Raw genomic sequence first — 17,660 nt, 5'->3', positions numbered from 1 at the left:
CGACGCGCGTGGCGGGTGGCCGCGGAGGCCGTGCCGGGCAACGACGCGGGAAGCGCTCCCCCGCACACGGCGCTGCGCGCGGCGCTCGCCCAGCACCTGCGCCGGACGCGCGGGGTCACCGTGTCCGCCGACGAGATCATCGTCGTGCCAGGCGTTTCCGCCACCTTGCGGGCCCTCCCCGACGCGCTCGGCCTGCGCGGTCGCCGGGTCGCCCTCGAGGATCCCGGGTATGCCGAGGCGGCGACGGCGTTCGGCGAGTGTGGTGTCGAGGTCGTGCCGGTCCCGGTCGACGACGACGGGCTGGACCCCGAGACGGTCGAGGCGGCCGAGGTGGCGGCCGCCTACGTCACCCCGTCGCACCAGTACCCGCTCGGCGCGCGGATGCCCGTCGCGCGGCGCGCCCAGCTGCTCGCCTGGGCCCGGTCGGGCGGTGCCGTCATCGTCGAGGACGACTACGACGGCGAGTTCCGCTACGACGTGTCCCCTCTGCCGGCCCTCCGGTCGCTGCCCGGCGCCGGCGACCACGTCCTCTACATCGGGACGGCGTCGAAGGTCCTCGCCCCGACGCTCCGGGTGGCCTGGGTCGTCCCCCCGCCCCACCTGCGGGACCGCCTCCGGCTCGAGCTGGAAGCGCGCGGGCTCGTCGTTCCGGAGACGGTGGGCGCGGCCTTCGGCGACTTCGTCGCCCGTGGCGCCCTCACGGCGCATCACGCGCGGGCCGCGCGAACGTATGCCGCCCGCCGGTCCGCGCTCGTCGCCGCCGTCACCCGCCACCTGCCGGATGCCCGGCTCGCAGGCGTCGACGCGGGGCTGCACGTCGTCCTCCGGCTCTCCCGCCATGTCGACGACCTCGACCTCGTCGGTCGCCTCGAGACCACTGGGTTCGCGGCGAGCCCCCTCTCGGCATACTGCGCGCGCGTCGACCACCGCGGCCTCGTCCTCGGGTACGCCTGCCTGCCGGAGTCCCAGGCCGACGCGGCCGTCCGCGCCCTCGCGGCCGTCCTCGTCTCGTCCGGATCGCACGGGTGACCACCACCCACGCCCTGGCCATCTGGCACCCGATCGGGGCCTGTGCACCGCCCCGCCCAGCCAGCCACCCAGCACCCCGGCTGGCCATCTGCCACCCGATCGGGGCCTGTGCACCACTCCGACGGGGACCATCCACCGCGCGCGGCCGGGGTATGCGGTCAGTCGGCGAGGCGGCGGATCGTCGGCGGCGCGACGGTACGCCAGGCGTCCTGGATGATCGCCTCGACACGGTCCCAGTCGACGTCGGGGACGTCGACCCACACGCCGACCCAGCCGCGCCCGCCGACGTACGGCGGCCGGAAGTAGCGGTCCGTGGCCTCGGCGACGAGCTGGCCCTGGACCCCCTCCGGTGCGGCGGCCCAGAAGCCCTCGCGCTCGTCATGGTGACGGTCGGCATACATGACGAACTGCCGCTTCCCGCCGACGAACCAGGCCGCCTCCCCATGGCTCTGCCGCTCCTGCGTCTCCGGCATCGCGAGGCACAGGGCGCGGACCCGCCGCAGCGCGGCGGTCTCGTGGCGCATCACCACGGCGGCGACCCCGCGGTCGCGTGTCGTCGGGCGTGGGCGCGGCGGATCGTCGCCGATCCGACGACCCTCGTCCCGTCGTAGAGGACGACGGACTGCCCGGGCGCGACCCCTCGGACCCGCTCGTCGAGGCGGACCGTCACGTGGTCGCCGTCCGCGCGGGCCGTGGCACCGACCTCCTCGCCGTGGGCGCGTATCTGGGCGCCGAACCGGCGCTCGCCCTCCGGAACCCCACCGCACCACCGCGCGTGGTCGGCCTCGAGCTCGTCGGCCCCGAGGAGGTCGGCCGTCCCGACGACGACGACGTTGCGCTCGGCGTCGACCTCGGTGACGAAGCGGGCCCGGCCGTCGAGCGTCGACCGGTCGAGACCGAGGTGTCGGCGCTGCCCGACGGTGAAGCCGTATGCCCCGTCGTGGTGGCCGACGATCTCGCCGTCGGTGTCGCGGATCTCCCCGGGCCGCACGCCGATCCGCCGGGTGAGCCAACCGCGCGTGTCGCCGTCGGGGATGAAGCAGATGTCGTGGGAGTCCGGCTTCCTCGCGACGAAGAAGCCCCGCTCCTCCGCCTCCCGGCGGACCTCGGGCTTCGTCGAGGCCCCGAGGGGGAAGTGCGCGCGGGCCAGCTGCTCGGCGGTGAGGACCCCGAGGACGTAGGACTGGTCCTTGGCGTCGTCGACGGCGCGGTGCAGCTCCCGATCACCGCCCGCCCGCTCGACGACCCGCGCGTAGTGGCCCGTCGCGACGCCGTCGAAGCCGAGGGCGAGCGCCCGGTCGAGGAGGGCGGCGAACTTGATCCGCTCGTTGCAGCGCAGGCACGGGTTCGGGGTCCGGCCGGCGGTGTACTCGGCGACGAAGTCCTCGACGACGTCCGCGCGGAAGCGGTCCGCGAGATCCCAGACGTAGAAGGGGATTCCGAGCCGGTCCGCGACGCGCCGCGCATCGCCGGCGTCCTCGATGGTGCAGCACCCCCGGGCCGACTCCCGCAGGGTCGCCGCGCTCTGGCTGAGCGCGAGGTGGACGCCGACGACGTCGTGGCCGGCCTCGAGCATCCGGGCTGCGGCGACGGCCGAGTCGACCCCGCCGCTCATGGCGGCGACGATCCTCATGCGCCGACCCCGACGGCGGCGCGCGACCGGGTCACGACGTCCGGCAGCACGGCGAGGACGGCGTCGACGTCCGCGTCCGTCGAGGTGTGCCCGAGCGTGAGGCGCAGGGCGCCGCGCGCCTCGGCGTCGGCATACCCGATGGCCGTGAGTACGTGGCTGGGCCGGGACACCCCTGCGGCACAGGCGGATCCGGTCGAGCACGCGATGCCCGCGGCGTCGAGGAGGAGGAGCAGCGACTCGCCGTCGGCACCCTCCACGATGACGTGGGCGTTCCCCGGCAGGCGGCGGAGGCCGTCGCCGGCCTGCCACGCGCCGGTGACCGCGATGCCCTCGTCGAGGGCAACGGCCCCGCGCAGGAGCCGGTCCCGGAGGCCGACGATCCGGGCGGACTCGCTCTCTCGCGAGCCGACGGCCTCGTGGGCCGCGACGGCGAACGCCCGGGCACCAGCGGCTGCGAGCGTGCCGCTGCGCAGCCCCCGCTCCTGGCCGCCGCCGTGGGTGAGGGGCTCGAGGGCGATGTCGCGGCGGACGACGAGCGCCCCGAACCCGACCGGCCCGCCGAGCTTGTGCGCCGTCACCGACACGAGGTCGGCGCCGACGTCATGGACGTCGAGGGGCACGTGCCCGAAGGCCTGGACCGCGTCGGTATGCAGCGGGATCCCGTGCTCGTGCGCGACCGCCGCAAGCTCTCCGATGGGCTCCACCGTGCCGATCTCGTTGTTCGCCCACATGACCGAGACGAGCGCCACCGACCCGGGGTCGGTCGCGATCGCCTCGCGCAGCCCCGCCACGCTCACGAGGCCCTGCCGGTCGACGTCGAGCCACGTCACGGTGGCCCCGGCAGCGCGGACGAGGTGTTCGACGGTGTCGAGGACAGCGTGGTGCTCGATGGGACTGAGCAGGATCCTCCTCCGGCGCGGATCGGCGGCCCGTCGGGCACGGAACGCCCCCGCGACGGCGAGGTTGTCGGCCTCGGTGCCGCCGGAGGTGAGGACGACCTCCGTCGGGTGGGCGCCGAGGTCCGCCGCGAGCGACTCCCGCGACTCCTCGACGACCCGCCGCACCGCTCGACCGGCCGCGTGGAGCGACGAGGGGTTGCCGGGCATCGCCGCGACCTCGGCGAAGGCCGCGAGCGCGGACGCTCGGGCCGGGGTCGTCGCCGCATGGTCGAGGTATGCCGTCACCCGGAGAATCCTAGGTCTGATCCCACGTGACGCTGGCGCGAACATCCCACATACGGGCAGAATTGCCGCACTTGGTGCCTGTCGGTCGTTCGGGGGTCTTACTCGCATGTTCTGTAGACTTCGCTGGCGCTGGTTCGGCGCTTCGCTTGTTTTCGTCGCCATCTGTGCCGGTTGCTCCGTCTCACGTGCTCCCAGAGCATCCGACAACCCGTCTGTCTCGGGAGTTTCAACGAGCTCTCCCCTGATGACTTCGACGACGAACGAGCCCCCCATGTCAACCACGGACACCGACTCAGACACGGTAACCGATGACAACCCCGGATCAACGGACTCGACGACGCCCCCAGTCGTTACTGGCACAGCGGGCGTTCCGCGCAACCTTACCCGGGACGACATTTTCAACCCCGGCGATTGGGTCGAGGGTAGCTACGCCCCCGCGGACACAGGCAAGCAACAGCCTGCTATGGAAGTTTCCGTCACTTGTTCATCCAGCAGCTCTGATCCCGAGAGCATGGAAATGCGGTTCTCCCAGTATTCCGGGACCCTCACAGCCGAACTGGCTCAGGCTATCGACTCGCCGACCTCGGACGTCGAGGTACAAGCGGCCCTGCGCGTTGACGGACGTGAGGTCGCGGTACGACGATTCGATTTCAAGGAAACTGCGCGCCTGCAGACGAAACTTGCCGGTGCAGCAGCTGTGGTGCTCGAAGTCTCCGCCGTTGCAGACGATAACTGCTCCAGCCATGTCACCAACGTGCTCATTACATCCTTGTCGGTTGGCGACTAGTGGCTCGGCGACCCCATAACTGGACGCGAACAGGTGCCATCGCCGGTGTCATCGTCGTTCCCCTCACCCTTGCGGGAGTCATTATCGCTTGGGTCACCCTAGAGTCCCAGGATTCGGAAACGGCGGGTGACGCGCGGTCGACATCGTCCATCCAGAGTGGTTCGTCGGAAAGACCGGAGCCAAGTACCCCTTCCCTCAGACTCCCTGAACCGGGAACGTGCGTGGATCCAGCCCATCTGTCACCGGAATCCTGCAGCAACGCGTCGACGAGTCTGGTGCTTCGCACGTCGACCTGCACCCCGGAAGCCGCGGCGGCAGCGCTGCAGCTTGATCCCGGACTAGAGCGTCTGGACCTCACGACTCGGGAGGTCGACGCAACGTGCCTCGTCAGTCCAGGAACTCTTGCGAAGAATGAGGGTGCAACTGCGGAGGACCTTCACGTGGCCCTGATCTCGGGTCAGGTCAACGCCTCGCTGCGGGTATGTGCTGACGTGACCGGCAACATCCTCACGCCTTGTTCACAGCCGCATCGTGTCGAGTTTGTGGGTGATTGGCTGGATACGAAGGCCGGGTTCTCTGACAGATGCGTCGAGATGGCGAGCAGCTACACGGGTAGGGATATGGATGCCCCCGGCGATCTCAAGGTCGTGGTCCTCAGACGCCAAGCGGGTGCCCAGCCTCAGGAAGCATGCTCTGTCATGAGTGACTCATCTCGGATGAGCTCAGTGTTCCATATTGGAGGCTGACAACTTCGGTTGCACGACACCAGCTCCAGCGAGGCGGCTGATTCCGTTCTTCACGATCCAACGACACGCACTCACGCACGATCTGCCTGCCCTTCTTGAGAGACTTGTAACCAACGCACCTGAGCACCCAGTAGTCGGGAGAAGCACGATGACGATCCCCACCCTCCACAGCGACAACGGCGCCGGCCCGGACGGCCTCGACCTGCCCGCCATCGGCTTCGGTACCGCTGGTGTCAAGGGCGGCGGCGGGGTCGACGCCATCGTGCGGGCCCTGGCGAACGGGTACCGGCTCCTGGACTCGGCGTTCAACTATGAGAACGAGGGCACCGTCGGACTCGCCGTGCGGCGCAGCGCCGTCCCTCGCGATGAGATCATCGTGACCTCCAAGCTGCCCGGACGGCACCAGCGCCACGACGAGGCCGTCCAGACCGTCGAGGAGAGCGTCTACCGCAGCGGACTGGACCATCTCGACCTCTATCTCATCCACTGGCCGAACCCACGGCAGGGCCTCTACATCGAGGCGTGGGAGGCGCTCGTCGAATGCCGGGAGCGCGGCCTGGTCACCGACATCGGCGTCTGCAACTTCCTCCCCGAGCACCTCGAGGCGATCGTCGAGCGGACGGGCGTCGCCCCCGTCGTCAACCAGATCGAGCTGCACCCCTACTTCCCGCAGGCCGAGCAGCGCGCGTACGACGCCGCGCACGGGATCATCACCGAGGCCTGGAGCCCGCTCGGCCGGCGCAGCGACCTGCTCGCCGAGCCCGTGCTCGCCGAGGTCGCGGCCCGGCGCGGGGTGTCGGTCGGCCAGCTCATCCTCCGCTGGCACGTCCAGCTCGGCACCCTGCCCATCCCCAAGTCGACGGCGGACGAGCGGCAGCGGGCGAACCTCGACGTCTTCGACTGGACCCTCGACGAGGACGACCTGGCCGCCATCGCGACCCTCGCCCGCCCCGACGGACGGATCGCCGGCCAGGACCCCGCCGTCTACGAGGAGTTCTGACCGATCTCGTGGGGCGCCGGGCCGTCCGTCCGGTCGATGCTCGTCGACCGGCCGAGGAGGCCGCCGACCGAGCGGTGCCGGGCACCGTCGGGCAGCACCTATCGCCGGGCGACCTCGGCGAGGTGGGCCGCCACGTCGGCCAACCCCTCGGCGACGACGCCGACGGTCACCCGCACGTGCTCCCTGCCCTGAGCGGGGTTCGTCACCTCGAACGGCGAGCCCGGTGCGACGAGGATGCCGGCGGCCACGAGGTGGGTCAGCGCGGACTGCTCGAGCGACACGGGCAGCCACGCGTTGAGTCCGTCCGCCACCGGCATCGAGACGCCCTGCCGCGCAAGGCTTTCCGAGAACGACCGCTGACGCGCGGCATACGCCTCGCGAGCCCGCTCCACGGTGGCCAGCGCGTCGGGGTGGGTGAGCAGGCCCCAGAGGAGGGACTGGGTCAGCCGCGAGGTCCAGCCCGGGCCGAGGAGGCGACGGGAGACGATCCGGTCGACGATCTCCCGGGGCCCTCCGAGTGCCCCGATCCGCAGGTCCGGGCCGTGGGACTTGGAGAAGCTGCGGACGTGGACGACCCGGTCGGGCAGCCAGCGCCCGAGCGACACCATGGGCGCGGACGAGATGGCCCACGCGTGGTCGTCCTCGACGACGACCGCTCGGTCCGCCTCCCTGGTCCGGCGCAGCACGCCCGCGAGGGCCTCGGCACGCTCCGGCGTCGTCGACACGCCTGTCGGGTTGTGTGCCCTCGGCTGGAGGAGCACGACGGCCGGCGCCCGCCGGAGCGCGACCCGGAAGGAGGGTACTCTCGGTCCGCAGGCGTCGAGGTCGAAGGGAACGGGGGCGAGCCCGTGGGCCTCGAGGAGGTCGAGGAAGGGCGGGAAGGTCGGGGACTCGACCGCCACCCGGTCGCCGAAGTGGACGAGAGCACCGAGGGCGCGGTCGATCCCGTCGAGGGCGCCGTTGGTCACGGTGAGGGACTCGACGGGTCCGGGCCACGTCTCGCGCAGCAGGTCGTGGAGGGGTGCGATGTCGGGTTTGCGGAGGTAGGTCCCGGTGCGCTCGGACCGGCGCGACTCGACGGCCGCCTGCTCCAGCACCTCGCCGATGGACGGCAGGAGCAGCGGGTCCGGGGTGCCCCGCGAGAGGTCGAGCCGCGCGGCATACGAGCCGTCGAGCCCCCGGTAGCGGCTCGGCAACCACGCGCGTGTCCCCGATCGGACGAACGACCCGCTGCGGCCCCGGCTCGTCACGAGACCGGCCGTGCGCAGGGTGCGCCAGGCCAGCGACACCGTGGCCGGGGAGACCCCGAGGTCGGCGGCCAGGTCGCGGACGGTGGGCAGCCGGGTGCCCGGGGCCAGCTCGCCCGAGGTGATCATCCGCGACAGCGCCCCGGCGATGCCGACGGGCGTCGCCTCCTCCACCTGGGCGCTGATCGAGACCACCGGCCACCCTCTCGGGATTCACCACGCAGCGATCGGGGTCATCGACGCCCCGGAAATGTACACTCCGCAGAATAACAAAAAGAGCATCGCGAGGAGATGAGGCTTCATGACCGTCGTGCGCGCCGCCATCAGCCAGACGACCTGGACCGGCGACAAGGACTCCATGCTCGACCTGCACGAGAAGTTCGCCCGGGACGCGGCGGCCCAGGGCGCGCAGGTCATGTGCTTCCAGGAGCTCTTCTACGGTCCCTATTTCGGCATCACCCAGGACAAGAAGTACTACCGGTATGCCGAGCCCACCGACGGCCCGATCGTCACCCGCTTCGCCGACCTGGCCAAGGAGCTCGGCATGGTCATGGTCCTGCCGGTCTACGAGGAGGCGCAGACCGGGATCTACTACAACACCTCCGTCCTCGTCGACGCCGACGGCACGGTCCTCGGGAAGTACCGGAAGAACCACCTGCCGCACGTCGAGAAGTTCTGGGAGAAGTTCTACTTCCGCCCCGGCAACCTCGGCTACCCCGTCTTCGACACCGCGGTCGGCAGGGTCGGCATGTACATCTGCTACGACCGCCACTTCCCGGAGGGCTGGCGCGCCCTCGGCCTGAACGGCGCGCACATGGTGTTCAACCCCAACGCCACCAAGCCCGGCCTCTCCAACCGGCTCTGGGAGATCGAGCAGCCGGCCGCGGCCGTCGCCAACGGCTACTTCGTCCTCGCCCCCAACCGGGTCGGTCTCGAGGACAACGAGTACGGCGAGGATGCGGTCGACTTCTACGGGCGCAGCCAGGTCGTCGACCCGCGCGGCAACTACGTCGGCGAGCTCGGCTCCGACCGCGAGACCGAGTTGCTCGTGCGCGACCTCGACCTCGACCTCGTCCGGCAGATGCGCGACGACTGGCAGTTCTACCGCGACCGCCGCCCCGACACCTACTCGGTGATCACCGACGCCTGAGCCTGTCCAGCGGACCCGGAGGTATGCCATGACAACCCTCATCAAGAACGGCACCGTCGTCAACGCGACCGGCACGGCCGCTGCGGACGTCCTCGTCGACGGCGAGACGGTCGCCGCCGTCCTCGCGCCCGGCTCGACCCTGCTCGGCGTCGACCTCGAGGCGAGCGTGGACACCGTCCTCGACGCGGCCGGGAAGTACGTCATCCCCGGCGGGGTCGACGCGCATACCCACATGGAGATGCCCTTCGGCGGCACGTTCGCCAGCGACACCTTCGAGACCGGGACCCGCGCCGCCGCCTGGGGCGGCACGACGACGATCGTCGACTTCGTCGTCCAGTACCCCGACCAGCGGGTCATGGACCAGTACCACCTGTGGCACGAGAAGGCCGACGGCAACTGCGCGATCGACTACGGCTTCCACCAGATCCTGTCCGACGTCCAGGACGACAGCCTCAAGGCGATGGACGAGCTCATCGGCGAGGGGGTGACCAGCTTCAAGCTGTTCATGGCCTACAAGGGGGTCTTCCTGTCCGACGACGGACAGATCCTGCGGGCCTTCCAGAGGGGCGCGGAGAACGGCGCGATGATGATGATGCACGCCGAGAACGGCGCGATGATCGACGTCCTCGTCCAGCAGGCGCTCGAGGCGGGGCACACGACCCCCTACTACCACGGGATGACCCGTCCGTGGCAGGCCGAGGAGGAGGCGACGCATCGGGCGATCATGATCGCCGACCTCACGGGCGCGCCGCTCTACGTCGTCCACGTGAGCGCCAAGCAGGCCGTCGAGCAGATCGCCGCGGCACGCGGCCGGGGCCGCAATGTCTTCGGCGAGACCTGCCCGCAGTACCTCTACCTCTCCCTGGAGGAGCAGCTCGGTGCCCGCAGCGAGGAGTGGGGCGACTTCGAGGGCGCCAAGTGGGTCTGCTCGACGCCGCTGCGCGCCCGGGCCGAGGGCCACCAGGAGCAGCTGTGGCAGGCCCTGCGCACCAACGACCTCCAGATGGTCTCCACCGACCACTGCCCCTTCTGCATGAAGGAGCAGAAGGACCTGGGACGGGGCGACTTCTCCAAGATCCCCAACGGGATCGGCAGCGTCGAGCACCGGATGGACCTGCTCTACCAGGGCGTCGTCGACGGCCGGATCAGCCTGCCCCGGTGGGTCGAGATCGCCTCGACGACGCCCGCCCGGATGTTCGGCATGTACGGCCGCAAGGGCGTCATCCAGCCCGGCGCCGACGCCGACATCGTCGTCTACGACCCGAGCGGCCACACGAGCATCGGCGTGGGCAGGACGCACCACATGGCGATGGACTACTCCGCCTGGGAGGGCTTCGAGGTCGACGGCCACGTCGACACGGTCATCTCCCGGGGCAAGGTCGTCGTCGACGACGGCGAGTACGTCGGCTCCGCGGGCGACGGGCGCTACGTCAAGCGGGGCCTGTCCCAGTACCTCACCTGAGCCCCCGGTCGCATCGACGAGAGGAGTCCACGTGGACTTCGGAGTGGTCCTGCAGACGAACCCGCCCGCCTGGCGGACGGTCGCGCTCGCCAAGGCCGCTGAGGAGCACGGGTTCAGCCACGTGTGGACCTTCGACTCCCACCTGCTGTGGCAGGAGCCGTACGTCATCTACAGCGCGATCCTCGCCCAGACCCACCGCGTCATGGTCGGCCCGTTCGTCACCAACCCGGCGACCCGCGACTGGACGGTGACGGCGAGCGTCTTCGCGACGCTCAACGAGATGTACGGCAACCGGACGATCTGCGGCATCGGGCGAGGCGACTCCGCCGTCCGGGTGACCAACGGCCGTCCGACGACCCTGAAGGAGCTGCGCGAGGCGATCCACGTCATCCGGGAGCTCGCCAACAGCCGGGAGGTCGAGTACCACGGCGCGACCCTGAGGTTCCCGTGGAGCCAGGGCAGCCACCTGGAGGTCTGGGTCGCCGCATACGGCCCCCTCGCTCTCCGGCTCACCGGCGAGGTGGGCGACGGCTTCATCCTCCAGCTCGCCGACCTCGACATCGCCGAGTGGATGATCGGGACGGTCCGCAAGGCCGCCGCCGACGCCGGCCGCGACCCGCAGGCGGTGCGCTTCTGCGTCGCGGCGCCCATGTACGTCGGCGACGACCGGGACCACATGCGCGACCAGTGCCGCTGGTTCGGCGGGATGGTGGGCAACCACGTCGCCGACATCGTCGCCAAGTACGGCACCCAGGGTGCGGTGCCCTCGGCGCTGACGGACTACATCGTGGGCCGGGAGTCCTACGACTACAACGAGCACGGACGGGCCGGCAACACCCACACGACGTTCGTGCCCGACGACATCGTCGACAGGTTCTGCGTCCTCGGCACGGCGCAGGACCACATCGCCAAGCTCGCGGCGCTCAAGGAGCTCGGCGTCGACCAGTTCGCGGGCTATCTCCAGCACGACGCGAAGGACGAGACCCTCCGCGTCTACGGCGAGACGGTCATCCCCGCGCTCCGCGACGCCGTGACGGCCCGGGCCTGACGGCCTCGACTCGGCACTCGTAGCCGTCTGTCCGCCGACGAGGAGACGCCGGCCACGAGCTGACCCCTGGGGGGCGCGAGCGCCTGGCACGCGCGCACGCCGAAGGGCCCGGTATGCCGTCGCATACCGGGCCCTTCGGCGTCCCGACTCAGCCCTTGGCGGCCTTGACGGCCTCGGTGGCCTGGGGCAGGACGTTGAACAGGTCGCCGACGACGCCGAAGTCGACGAGCTCGAAGATCGGCGCCTCCTCGTCCTTGTTGACCGCGACGATGGTCTTGGACGTCTGCATCCCGGCCCGGTGCTGGATCGCACCGGAGATGCCGGCCGCGACGTAGAGCTGCGGGGACACCTGCTTGCCGGTCTGCCCGACCTGGTTGGAGTGCGGGTACCAGCCGGCGTCGACCGCGGCACGGGACGCCCCGACCGCCGCGCCGAGGCTGTCGGCGAACGCCTCGACCGGGCCGAAGTCACCGCCCGTGCCACGACCACCGGACACGACGATCGCCGCCTCGGTCAGCTCCGGCCGACCGGTCGCCTTCTTCGGCTGGGTGTCGGTGATCCGCGCCGCCTTCGCCGCGTCGGAGATCGACACCTCCACCGGCACGACCTCGCCCGCGGCCGACGCCTCCTCCGGCGTCGCCGAGTTCGGCTTCACCGCGATGATCGGCGTGCCCCGGGTCACGGTCGCGGTGACGGTGTAGGACCCGGCGAACACCGACTGCGTCGTCTCCACCCCCTCACCGCCCGCGCGGACGTCGACGGCGTCGGTGATCAGACCCGAACCGGTCTTGACGGCCAGCCGCGCCGCTACCTCCTTGCCGACCGAGCTGGCCGGGACGAGCACGGCCGCCGGAGACACCTGCTCCACGAGCTGCGCCAGGACCTCCGCCTGCGGCGCGACGAGGTATGCCGTCACGTCGGGGTCGGCGACGACGTACACCTTCGCCGCGCCGTAACGGGCCAGGGACTCGGCCGCCGCCTCGCCGCCCTCCCCCACGAACACCGCCGACGGGTCACCGAGCCGGCGCGCCAGGGTCAACAGCTCGAACGTCGACTTGCGGACCACCCCGTCGGCGTGGTCGACCAGGACGAGAACCTCGGACATGGATGCTTCCTTCCCTACTCTCGCAAGCGCTCGGCTCGACAGAACGTGCTCAGAGGAACTTCTGGGCGGACAGGAACTCGGCGAGCTTCGTGCCGCCGTCCCCCTCGTCGACGACGATCGTCCCCTTCTCCCGCGGCGGACGCTTGGCGAACTCGGTCACCTTGGTCCAGGCCGCGTCGAGGCCCACCTGGCCGGCGTCGACCCCGAGATCCGCGAGGCCCCACTGCTCGACGGGCTTCTTCTTCGCCGCCATGATCCCCTTGAACGAGGGGTACCGCGGCTCGTTGATCTGGTCGGTCACCGACACCAGCGCCGGCAACGAGGCGACGATCGTCTCCGAGGCGACGTCCCCGTCACGGCGGATCGTCACCGTGTCGCCCTCGACCGTCAGCTCCGAGGCGAACGTCACCTGCGGCAGCCCCAGCCGCTCGGCGAGCATCGCCGGCACCACGCTCATGATCCCGTCGGTCGAGGCCATCCCCGTGATGACGAGGTCCGGGGCCCCGATCTTCCTGATCGCCTCGGCGAGCACGAGCGACGTCGCCGGCGCGTCCGACCCGTGGAGGGCCTCGTCGCTGACGTGGACCCCCTTGTGCGCGCCCATCTGGAGCGCCTTCTTCACCGCGTCCGCGGCCTGCGCCGGACCCATCGTGACGACGGTGACCTCCCCGTCGGACGCCTCGACGATCTTCAGGGCCTCCTCGACGGCGTACTCGTCGATCTCCGAGAGCAGCCCGTCCACCCCCACCCGGTCGGTCGTGTTGTCAGAGTCGAACGTCCGCTCGGACTGTGCATCCGGGACGTACTTGACGCATACGACGATGTTCATGCGTGGTGATCCCTCTTCGGTTGTCGTGTGGTGACGATCCTGCCCATCCTCTCAGCGGTCCGCGCCGATGCGTATGCCGTCCGAGGGTGATGCCCGCCACCCTCCCATCCCTCGGGTTCCTCCTCCCGAGTCGTCCCCGTCCCGCCCCGTCTCGCCCCTCCGCCCCGTCTCGCTTTATCGGGTCACCCGACAACACCGAGCTTCACCCGACAACGCTTGCCGGGTGAAGCTCAGTCTTCCGGGGTGACCCGATAAAGCTGCTCGGGGCCCAGCGACATGGGCGCGGGTCGGGGACCGGCGATCTGGGGCAGCGGGCAGCGGGCTTCGGTCAGGAACCCTCGAAGACCGCCTTGCCGGGGCCGTTCTCGATGAAGGAGGTCATGCCGATCTCCTTGTCGCGGGTGGCGAACAGCGACCAGAAGAGCGCCCGCTCGAGCTCCAGACCGCTCTGCAGGTCGACCTCGATCCCCTTGTCGACGGCCTCCTTGGCGGCGGCCAGCGCCAGGCGGGGGCCGGTCGCGTAGGCCGCGACGCGGGCCTTGGCGGCGGCATACACGGCGTCCGGTTCCTCGGAGTCGACGACCTCGTCGACGAGACCGATGGCCAGCGCCTCGTCGGCCGACACGAAGCGGCCCGAGAAGATGAGGTCCTTGGCCCGGGCGGGACCGATGAGGCGAGCCAGTCGCTGCGTCCCCCCGGCCCCCGGGATGACGCCGAGGAGGATCTCCGGCTGGCCGAGCCGCGCGCGCTTGGCCGCGACCCGGAAGTCGCAGGCGAGGGCGATCTCGCAGCCGCCGCCGAGGGCATACCCGGTGATGGCCGCGACGGTCGGCTTCGGCACGCGTGCGATGGCCCGCGCGAAGTCCTGGAGGAGCACCGTATGGGGGGCCACGTCGGCATACGACAGCGCCGCCATCTCCTTGATGTCGGCCCCGGCGGCGAAGACCTTCTCTCCGCCGTAGAGGACGACGGCGCCGACGTCGGACCGCGTGGACGCCTCGTCGCAGGCCTCGATGACGCCGTGGGCGATCTCGCTGTTGAGGGCGTTCATCGGCGGGCGGTCGAGGCGGATCGTGCCGATGCCGTCCTCCACCTCGAACCGGACGAGGTCGGTCACTGGTCGCCGCCTCCCTGCGGGCCGGCATCGGGTGCCCCGTCGCCGTCGGGTCCCTGCTCGAACGGGTTCTCGCCGAGCATCCGCTGGTGCCAGAGGTGCACGGCGGCGAGGACGACCTGGATGCTGATGTTCGCGACCCCGGAGACGTCCTCCTCCGCTCGGACGAGGTGCTCGGTCGTGACGACGAGGGTGCCGTTGGCGAGGCCGGTCTTGACGAGGTTCATCGTGAGGTTGACCTCGTTGCAGGCGGTCAGCTGCGCCAGGGTGTCCTGCGGCACCTCCTCGCCGATCTGCCACTGCCCGAAGGTGCGCATGACGGTCAGCTCGGACTCGATGCAGCGGATGAACAGCTGCTGCTCGTTGACGACGAAGGCGACGTCCCCGTCCGCGTCGATGTCGGGCTGCAGGCCCATGTCGAGGAGGGAGTCGAGGACGCGGCCACGCAGCGGGTGCTCGTCGGGCGGCGGCGGGAAGTTGGGCAGGGCTGTGGGGTCGCTCATGCCTCAACCGTAGTCAACCCCCAGCGGTTCCGGATCGCCGAGATGCCGAGTGACCCCCGGGCAGGCCGACGGCATACTCGACGAGGGTCCGAGCGTCCGTCCGTGGAATGCGCCCACGCCCGGCGGAGGCGAGCCATATCCTGTGGCGCCATGAGCCCGCTGACGCCCTCCCCGTCCGGCGCCGGCCCCTCCACCGACTCCCGCGACCTGCCGCCACGCCCGGGCATCACCCTCCTCGAGGGCTGCGCCGACGTGGCCGTCTATGCGGGGCACGCCGACGCCGTCGACCTGTGCCTCTTCGAGCCGCACGACGCGGCGGGGCGGTCCGAGCGGCGGGTGCCCCTCGTCGAGCGGGCGCACGGCTGGTGGTTCGGCCGGGTGCCGGGGATCGGTCCCGGGCAGCGGTACGGCTTCCGCGTCGACGGGCCGTGGGAGCCCACGCAGGGCATGCGGCACAACCCGAGCAAGTTGCTCGCCGACCCGTATGCGAGGGCGCTCGAGGGCGGCGTGACCTACGACCCCGCGGTCTACGGCCACGTCGTCGACGTCCACCTGCGGGGCGACGACGAGGTCCGCTCCGACGTCGACAGCGCGCCCTTCGTCCCCCGGTCGGTCGTCGTCGACGGCGCCTTCGACTGGGGCGACGACGCGCCGCCGGAGCGCACGTTCAGCGAGACGATCATCTACGAGACGCACGTCCGCAGCCTCACCATGCGGCATCCCGAGGTGCCGGAGGCGCTCCGGGGCACGTATGCCGGGCTGGCCCATCCGGCCGTCCTGCGTCACCTCACCTCGATCGGCGTCACGGCGGTCGAGCTGCTGCCGGTCCATGCGTTCGCCAGCGAGCCCGAGGTCGTCCGTCGCGGACTCACCAACCACTGGGGATACAACACCCTCGGATTCTTCGCCCCCCACGCGCCGTATGCCGCGGCGACCGATCCGCAGGGCGTCGTCGACGAGTTCAAGGTCATGGTCCGGCGGCTGCACGCCGAGGGGATCGAGGTGATCCTCGACGTCGTCTACAACCACACGTGCGAGCAGTCGCGGAGGGGGGCGACGCTGTCCTGGCGGGGTCTGGACAGCCGCGCCTACTACCGCCTCGACGCGCGGGGGCAGGACATCGACGTGACGGGCTGCGGCAACACCCTCGACCTGCGCCATCCCGTCGTCTGCCGGATGGTCCTGGACTCCCTGCGCTACTGGGTCACCGAATGCCACGTCGACGGGTTCCGGTTCGACCTCGCCGTCGCCCTCGCCCGTGCCCGCAACGACGACTACGACCCCGACCACCCCTTCCTCGTCGCGCTGCGCACCGACCCCGTCCTGTCCCGGGTCAAGCTCGTCGCCGAGCCGTGGGACCTCGGGATCCACGGCTGGCGCACCGGCCAGTTCCCGCCCCCCTTCAGCGAGTGGAACGACCGCTTCCGCGACACCGTGCGCACCTTCTGGCTGCAGGGGGTGGCGACCGACCGCGCCGGTCTGTCGGCGCAGTCGGGCCACGGCGTCCACGACCTCGCGACCCGGCTCGCCGGGTCCGACGACCTGTTCCGCGCGCGCGACCGGGGGCCCGTCGCGTCGGTGAACTATGTCGCCGCCCACGACGGCTTCACGGCCGCCGATCTCACCGCCTACGACGTGAAGCACAACGGTGCCAACGGGGAGGGCAACCGGGACGGCTCGGACTCCAACCGCTCGTGGAACCACGGGGTCGAGGGGCCGACGGACGACGCCGCGATCCTCGCCGAGCGCCGCCGATCGCTGCGGAACCTGCTCGGCACGCTCCTGCTGTCGACGGGGGTGCCGATGCTGTGCGCCGGCGACGAGCTCGGCCGGACCCAGCACGGCAACAACAACGCCTACTGCCAGGACAACGAGATCTCGTGGCTCGACTGGGACCCGGCGCCGTGGCAGGGAGACATGCTGGAGACGGTCCGCTTCCTCGCCGCCCTGCGCCGCGAGCACCCGGTCCTGCGCCAGCGCCACTACTTCACCGGGCGACCCGCCCATCCCGACGGGACGCGGGACCTCGGCTGGTTCGACGCCGACGGCGAGCCGATGACGGACGGGTGGGGCTTCGGCGGCGCTCGGACCCTGCAGGCGCTCTTCGACGGCCGCGTCGTCGGCAACTCCTCGCTCCTGCTCGTCCTCCACGGCGGGGCCTTCGAGCGGTCCATCACGCTGCCGCCCCTGCCCACCGGGTGCGACGCCTACCACCTCGTGTGGGACTCCACCTGGGAGCGGCCGGCCCCGGCTCGGGGCCCCCTGCGCGAGCGCCGCCTCGACGTCGGCCCGGCGTCGCTCTGCGTCCTCCTCGGCCGCTGAGCGCGGGCCGCCCTGCCGTCTGGGGCCGATGGGTCACCAGATACGTCCACCCAGCGGACGTGGTCCCGAGTCGAGGTATCCAGAGCCCACCACAACGTCACTCGTTACCTCCACCCGCAGGCGCCCTCCCGAGTCGAGGTAGCCCGACCCCACCGCAACGTCGCCGGATACCTCCACCCAGTGGACACCGTCCCGAGTCGAGGTATCCAGACCCCACCACAACGACACTCGTTACCTCCACCCCCGCAGGCGCCCTCCCCGGGTCGAGGTATCCCGACTGCACCACAACATCACTGGATACCTCCACCCGGTGGCGCCCTTCCGGTTGGAGGTAATCCCCGCACCCTCGACACAATCCACGGCGTCGACATGGCAGCCGTCCCCTCAGGGTCACCAGATACCTCCGCCCAACGGACGCCGTCCCGAGTCGAGGTATCCCGACCGCACCACAACATCACTGGATACCTCCACCCAATGGACACCGCCCCGAGTCGAGGTATC

The 17,660-nt window shown here is 70.9% G+C and carries 15 protein-coding genes; 7 read left to right on the top strand and 8 right to left on the bottom strand.

Annotated features, from left to right (window positions below):
- A partial coding sequence (locus BN12_RS06390) for an aminotransferase-like domain-containing protein (RefSeq protein WP_048551005.1) occupies positions 1-1,029 on the top strand: 1,029 nt, incomplete at its 5' end.
- Positions 1,030-1,187: 158 nt separating this feature from the next.
- Here the strand turns inward: BN12_RS06390 and BN12_RS06385 are convergent.
- From BN12_RS06385 to BN12_RS06375, 3 genes are read right to left on the bottom strand one after another with little or no spacing between them, the layout of a single operon-like run.
- Positions 1,188-1,553, bottom strand: coding sequence for an MmcQ/YjbR family DNA-binding protein (locus BN12_RS06385; protein ID WP_048551004.1), 366 nt, complete (start codon positions 1,551-1,553; stop codon positions 1,188-1,190).
- Positions 1,553-2,662, bottom strand: a complete 1,110-nt coding sequence (gene mnmA / locus BN12_RS06380; protein WP_048551002.1) for a tRNA 2-thiouridine(34) synthase MnmA — start codon at positions 2,660-2,662, stop codon at positions 1,553-1,555. Before mnmA ends, BN12_RS06385 begins: the two co-directional genes overlap by 1 nt.
- Positions 2,659-3,846, bottom strand: coding sequence for a cysteine desulfurase family protein (locus BN12_RS06375; protein WP_235432317.1), 1,188 nt, complete (start codon positions 3,844-3,846; stop codon positions 2,659-2,661). Before BN12_RS06375 ends, mnmA begins: the two co-directional genes overlap by 4 nt.
- Before the next feature lie 271 nt (positions 3,847-4,117).
- Here BN12_RS06375 and BN12_RS24355 point away from each other — a divergent pair, with 271 nt between their 5' ends.
- Both BN12_RS24355 and BN12_RS06370 read left to right on the top strand, forming a co-directional pair.
- Positions 4,118-4,633: a hypothetical protein gene (locus tag BN12_RS24355; protein WP_157635379.1), complete on the top strand. Its 516-nt coding sequence runs from the start codon at positions 4,118-4,120 to the stop codon at positions 4,631-4,633.
- Between the two features lie 894 nt (positions 4,634-5,527).
- Positions 5,528-6,379, top strand: a complete 852-nt coding sequence (locus tag BN12_RS06370) for an aldo/keto reductase (protein WP_048550999.1) — start codon at positions 5,528-5,530, stop codon at positions 6,377-6,379.
- A gap of 98 nt (positions 6,380-6,477) precedes the next feature.
- Here BN12_RS06370 and BN12_RS06365 read toward each other — a convergent pair whose 3' ends face one another.
- Complete coding sequence (locus BN12_RS06365) at positions 6,478-7,821, bottom strand: aminotransferase-like domain-containing protein (protein ID WP_235432316.1); 1,344 nt, start codon at positions 7,819-7,821, stop codon at positions 6,478-6,480.
- A 106-nt stretch (positions 7,822-7,927) separates the two neighbouring features.
- Between BN12_RS06365 and BN12_RS06360 the strand changes: the two genes are divergently transcribed.
- From BN12_RS06360 to BN12_RS06350, 3 genes are read left to right on the top strand one after another with little or no spacing between them, the layout of a single operon-like run.
- Complete coding sequence (locus tag BN12_RS06360; protein ID WP_048550996.1) at positions 7,928-8,776, top strand: nitrilase-related carbon-nitrogen hydrolase; 849 nt, start codon at positions 7,928-7,930, stop codon at positions 8,774-8,776.
- A gap of 28 nt (positions 8,777-8,804) precedes the next feature.
- A complete protein-coding gene (gene hydA, locus BN12_RS06355; RefSeq protein WP_048550994.1) occupies positions 8,805-10,238 on the top strand; it encodes a dihydropyrimidinase in 1,434 nt (477 codons plus the stop codon).
- Between the two features lie 31 nt (positions 10,239-10,269).
- Positions 10,270-11,286: a TIGR03842 family LLM class F420-dependent oxidoreductase gene (locus BN12_RS06350; RefSeq protein WP_048550991.1), complete on the top strand. Its 1,017-nt coding sequence runs from the start codon at positions 10,270-10,272 to the stop codon at positions 11,284-11,286.
- A 148-nt stretch (positions 11,287-11,434) separates the two neighbouring features.
- Here BN12_RS06350 and BN12_RS06345 read toward each other — a convergent pair whose 3' ends face one another.
- The 4 genes from BN12_RS06345 to BN12_RS06330 form a co-directional block, all read right to left on the bottom strand.
- Positions 11,435-12,391 (bottom strand): electron transfer flavoprotein subunit alpha/FixB family protein, encoded by a 957-nt coding sequence (locus tag BN12_RS06345; protein ID WP_048550989.1) that lies wholly within the window; start codon positions 12,389-12,391, stop codon positions 11,435-11,437.
- 49 nt (positions 12,392-12,440) lie between these two features.
- Positions 12,441-13,220, bottom strand: a complete 780-nt coding sequence (locus BN12_RS06340) for an electron transfer flavoprotein subunit beta/FixA family protein (protein WP_048550987.1) — start codon at positions 13,218-13,220, stop codon at positions 12,441-12,443.
- Between the two features lie 328 nt (positions 13,221-13,548).
- Positions 13,549-14,337 (bottom strand): enoyl-CoA hydratase/isomerase family protein, encoded by a 789-nt coding sequence (locus BN12_RS06335; protein WP_048550986.1) that lies wholly within the window; start codon positions 14,335-14,337, stop codon positions 13,549-13,551.
- On the bottom strand, positions 14,334-14,837 hold the full coding sequence (locus BN12_RS06330; protein ID WP_048550984.1) for a hypothetical protein: 504 nt from the start codon (positions 14,835-14,837) through the stop codon (positions 14,334-14,336). The genes BN12_RS06335 and BN12_RS06330 overlap by 4 nt, the downstream gene beginning before the upstream one ends.
- 150 nt (positions 14,838-14,987) lie before the next feature.
- Between BN12_RS06330 and glgX the strand changes: the two genes are divergently transcribed.
- The gene (gene glgX, locus BN12_RS06325; RefSeq protein WP_048550982.1) at positions 14,988-17,159 is read left to right on the top strand and encodes a glycogen debranching protein GlgX; all 2,172 of its coding nucleotides are present in this window, start codon (positions 14,988-14,990) and stop codon (positions 17,157-17,159) included.
- Positions 17,160-17,660 lie beyond the last annotated feature (501 nt).

This window comes from Nostocoides japonicum T1-X7 (assembly GCF_001046855.1).
Classification (GTDB): Bacteria; Actinomycetota; Actinomycetes; order Actinomycetales; family Dermatophilaceae; genus Nostocoides; species Nostocoides japonicum.
This window is presented reverse-complemented; position numbering and strand designations above follow the sequence as displayed.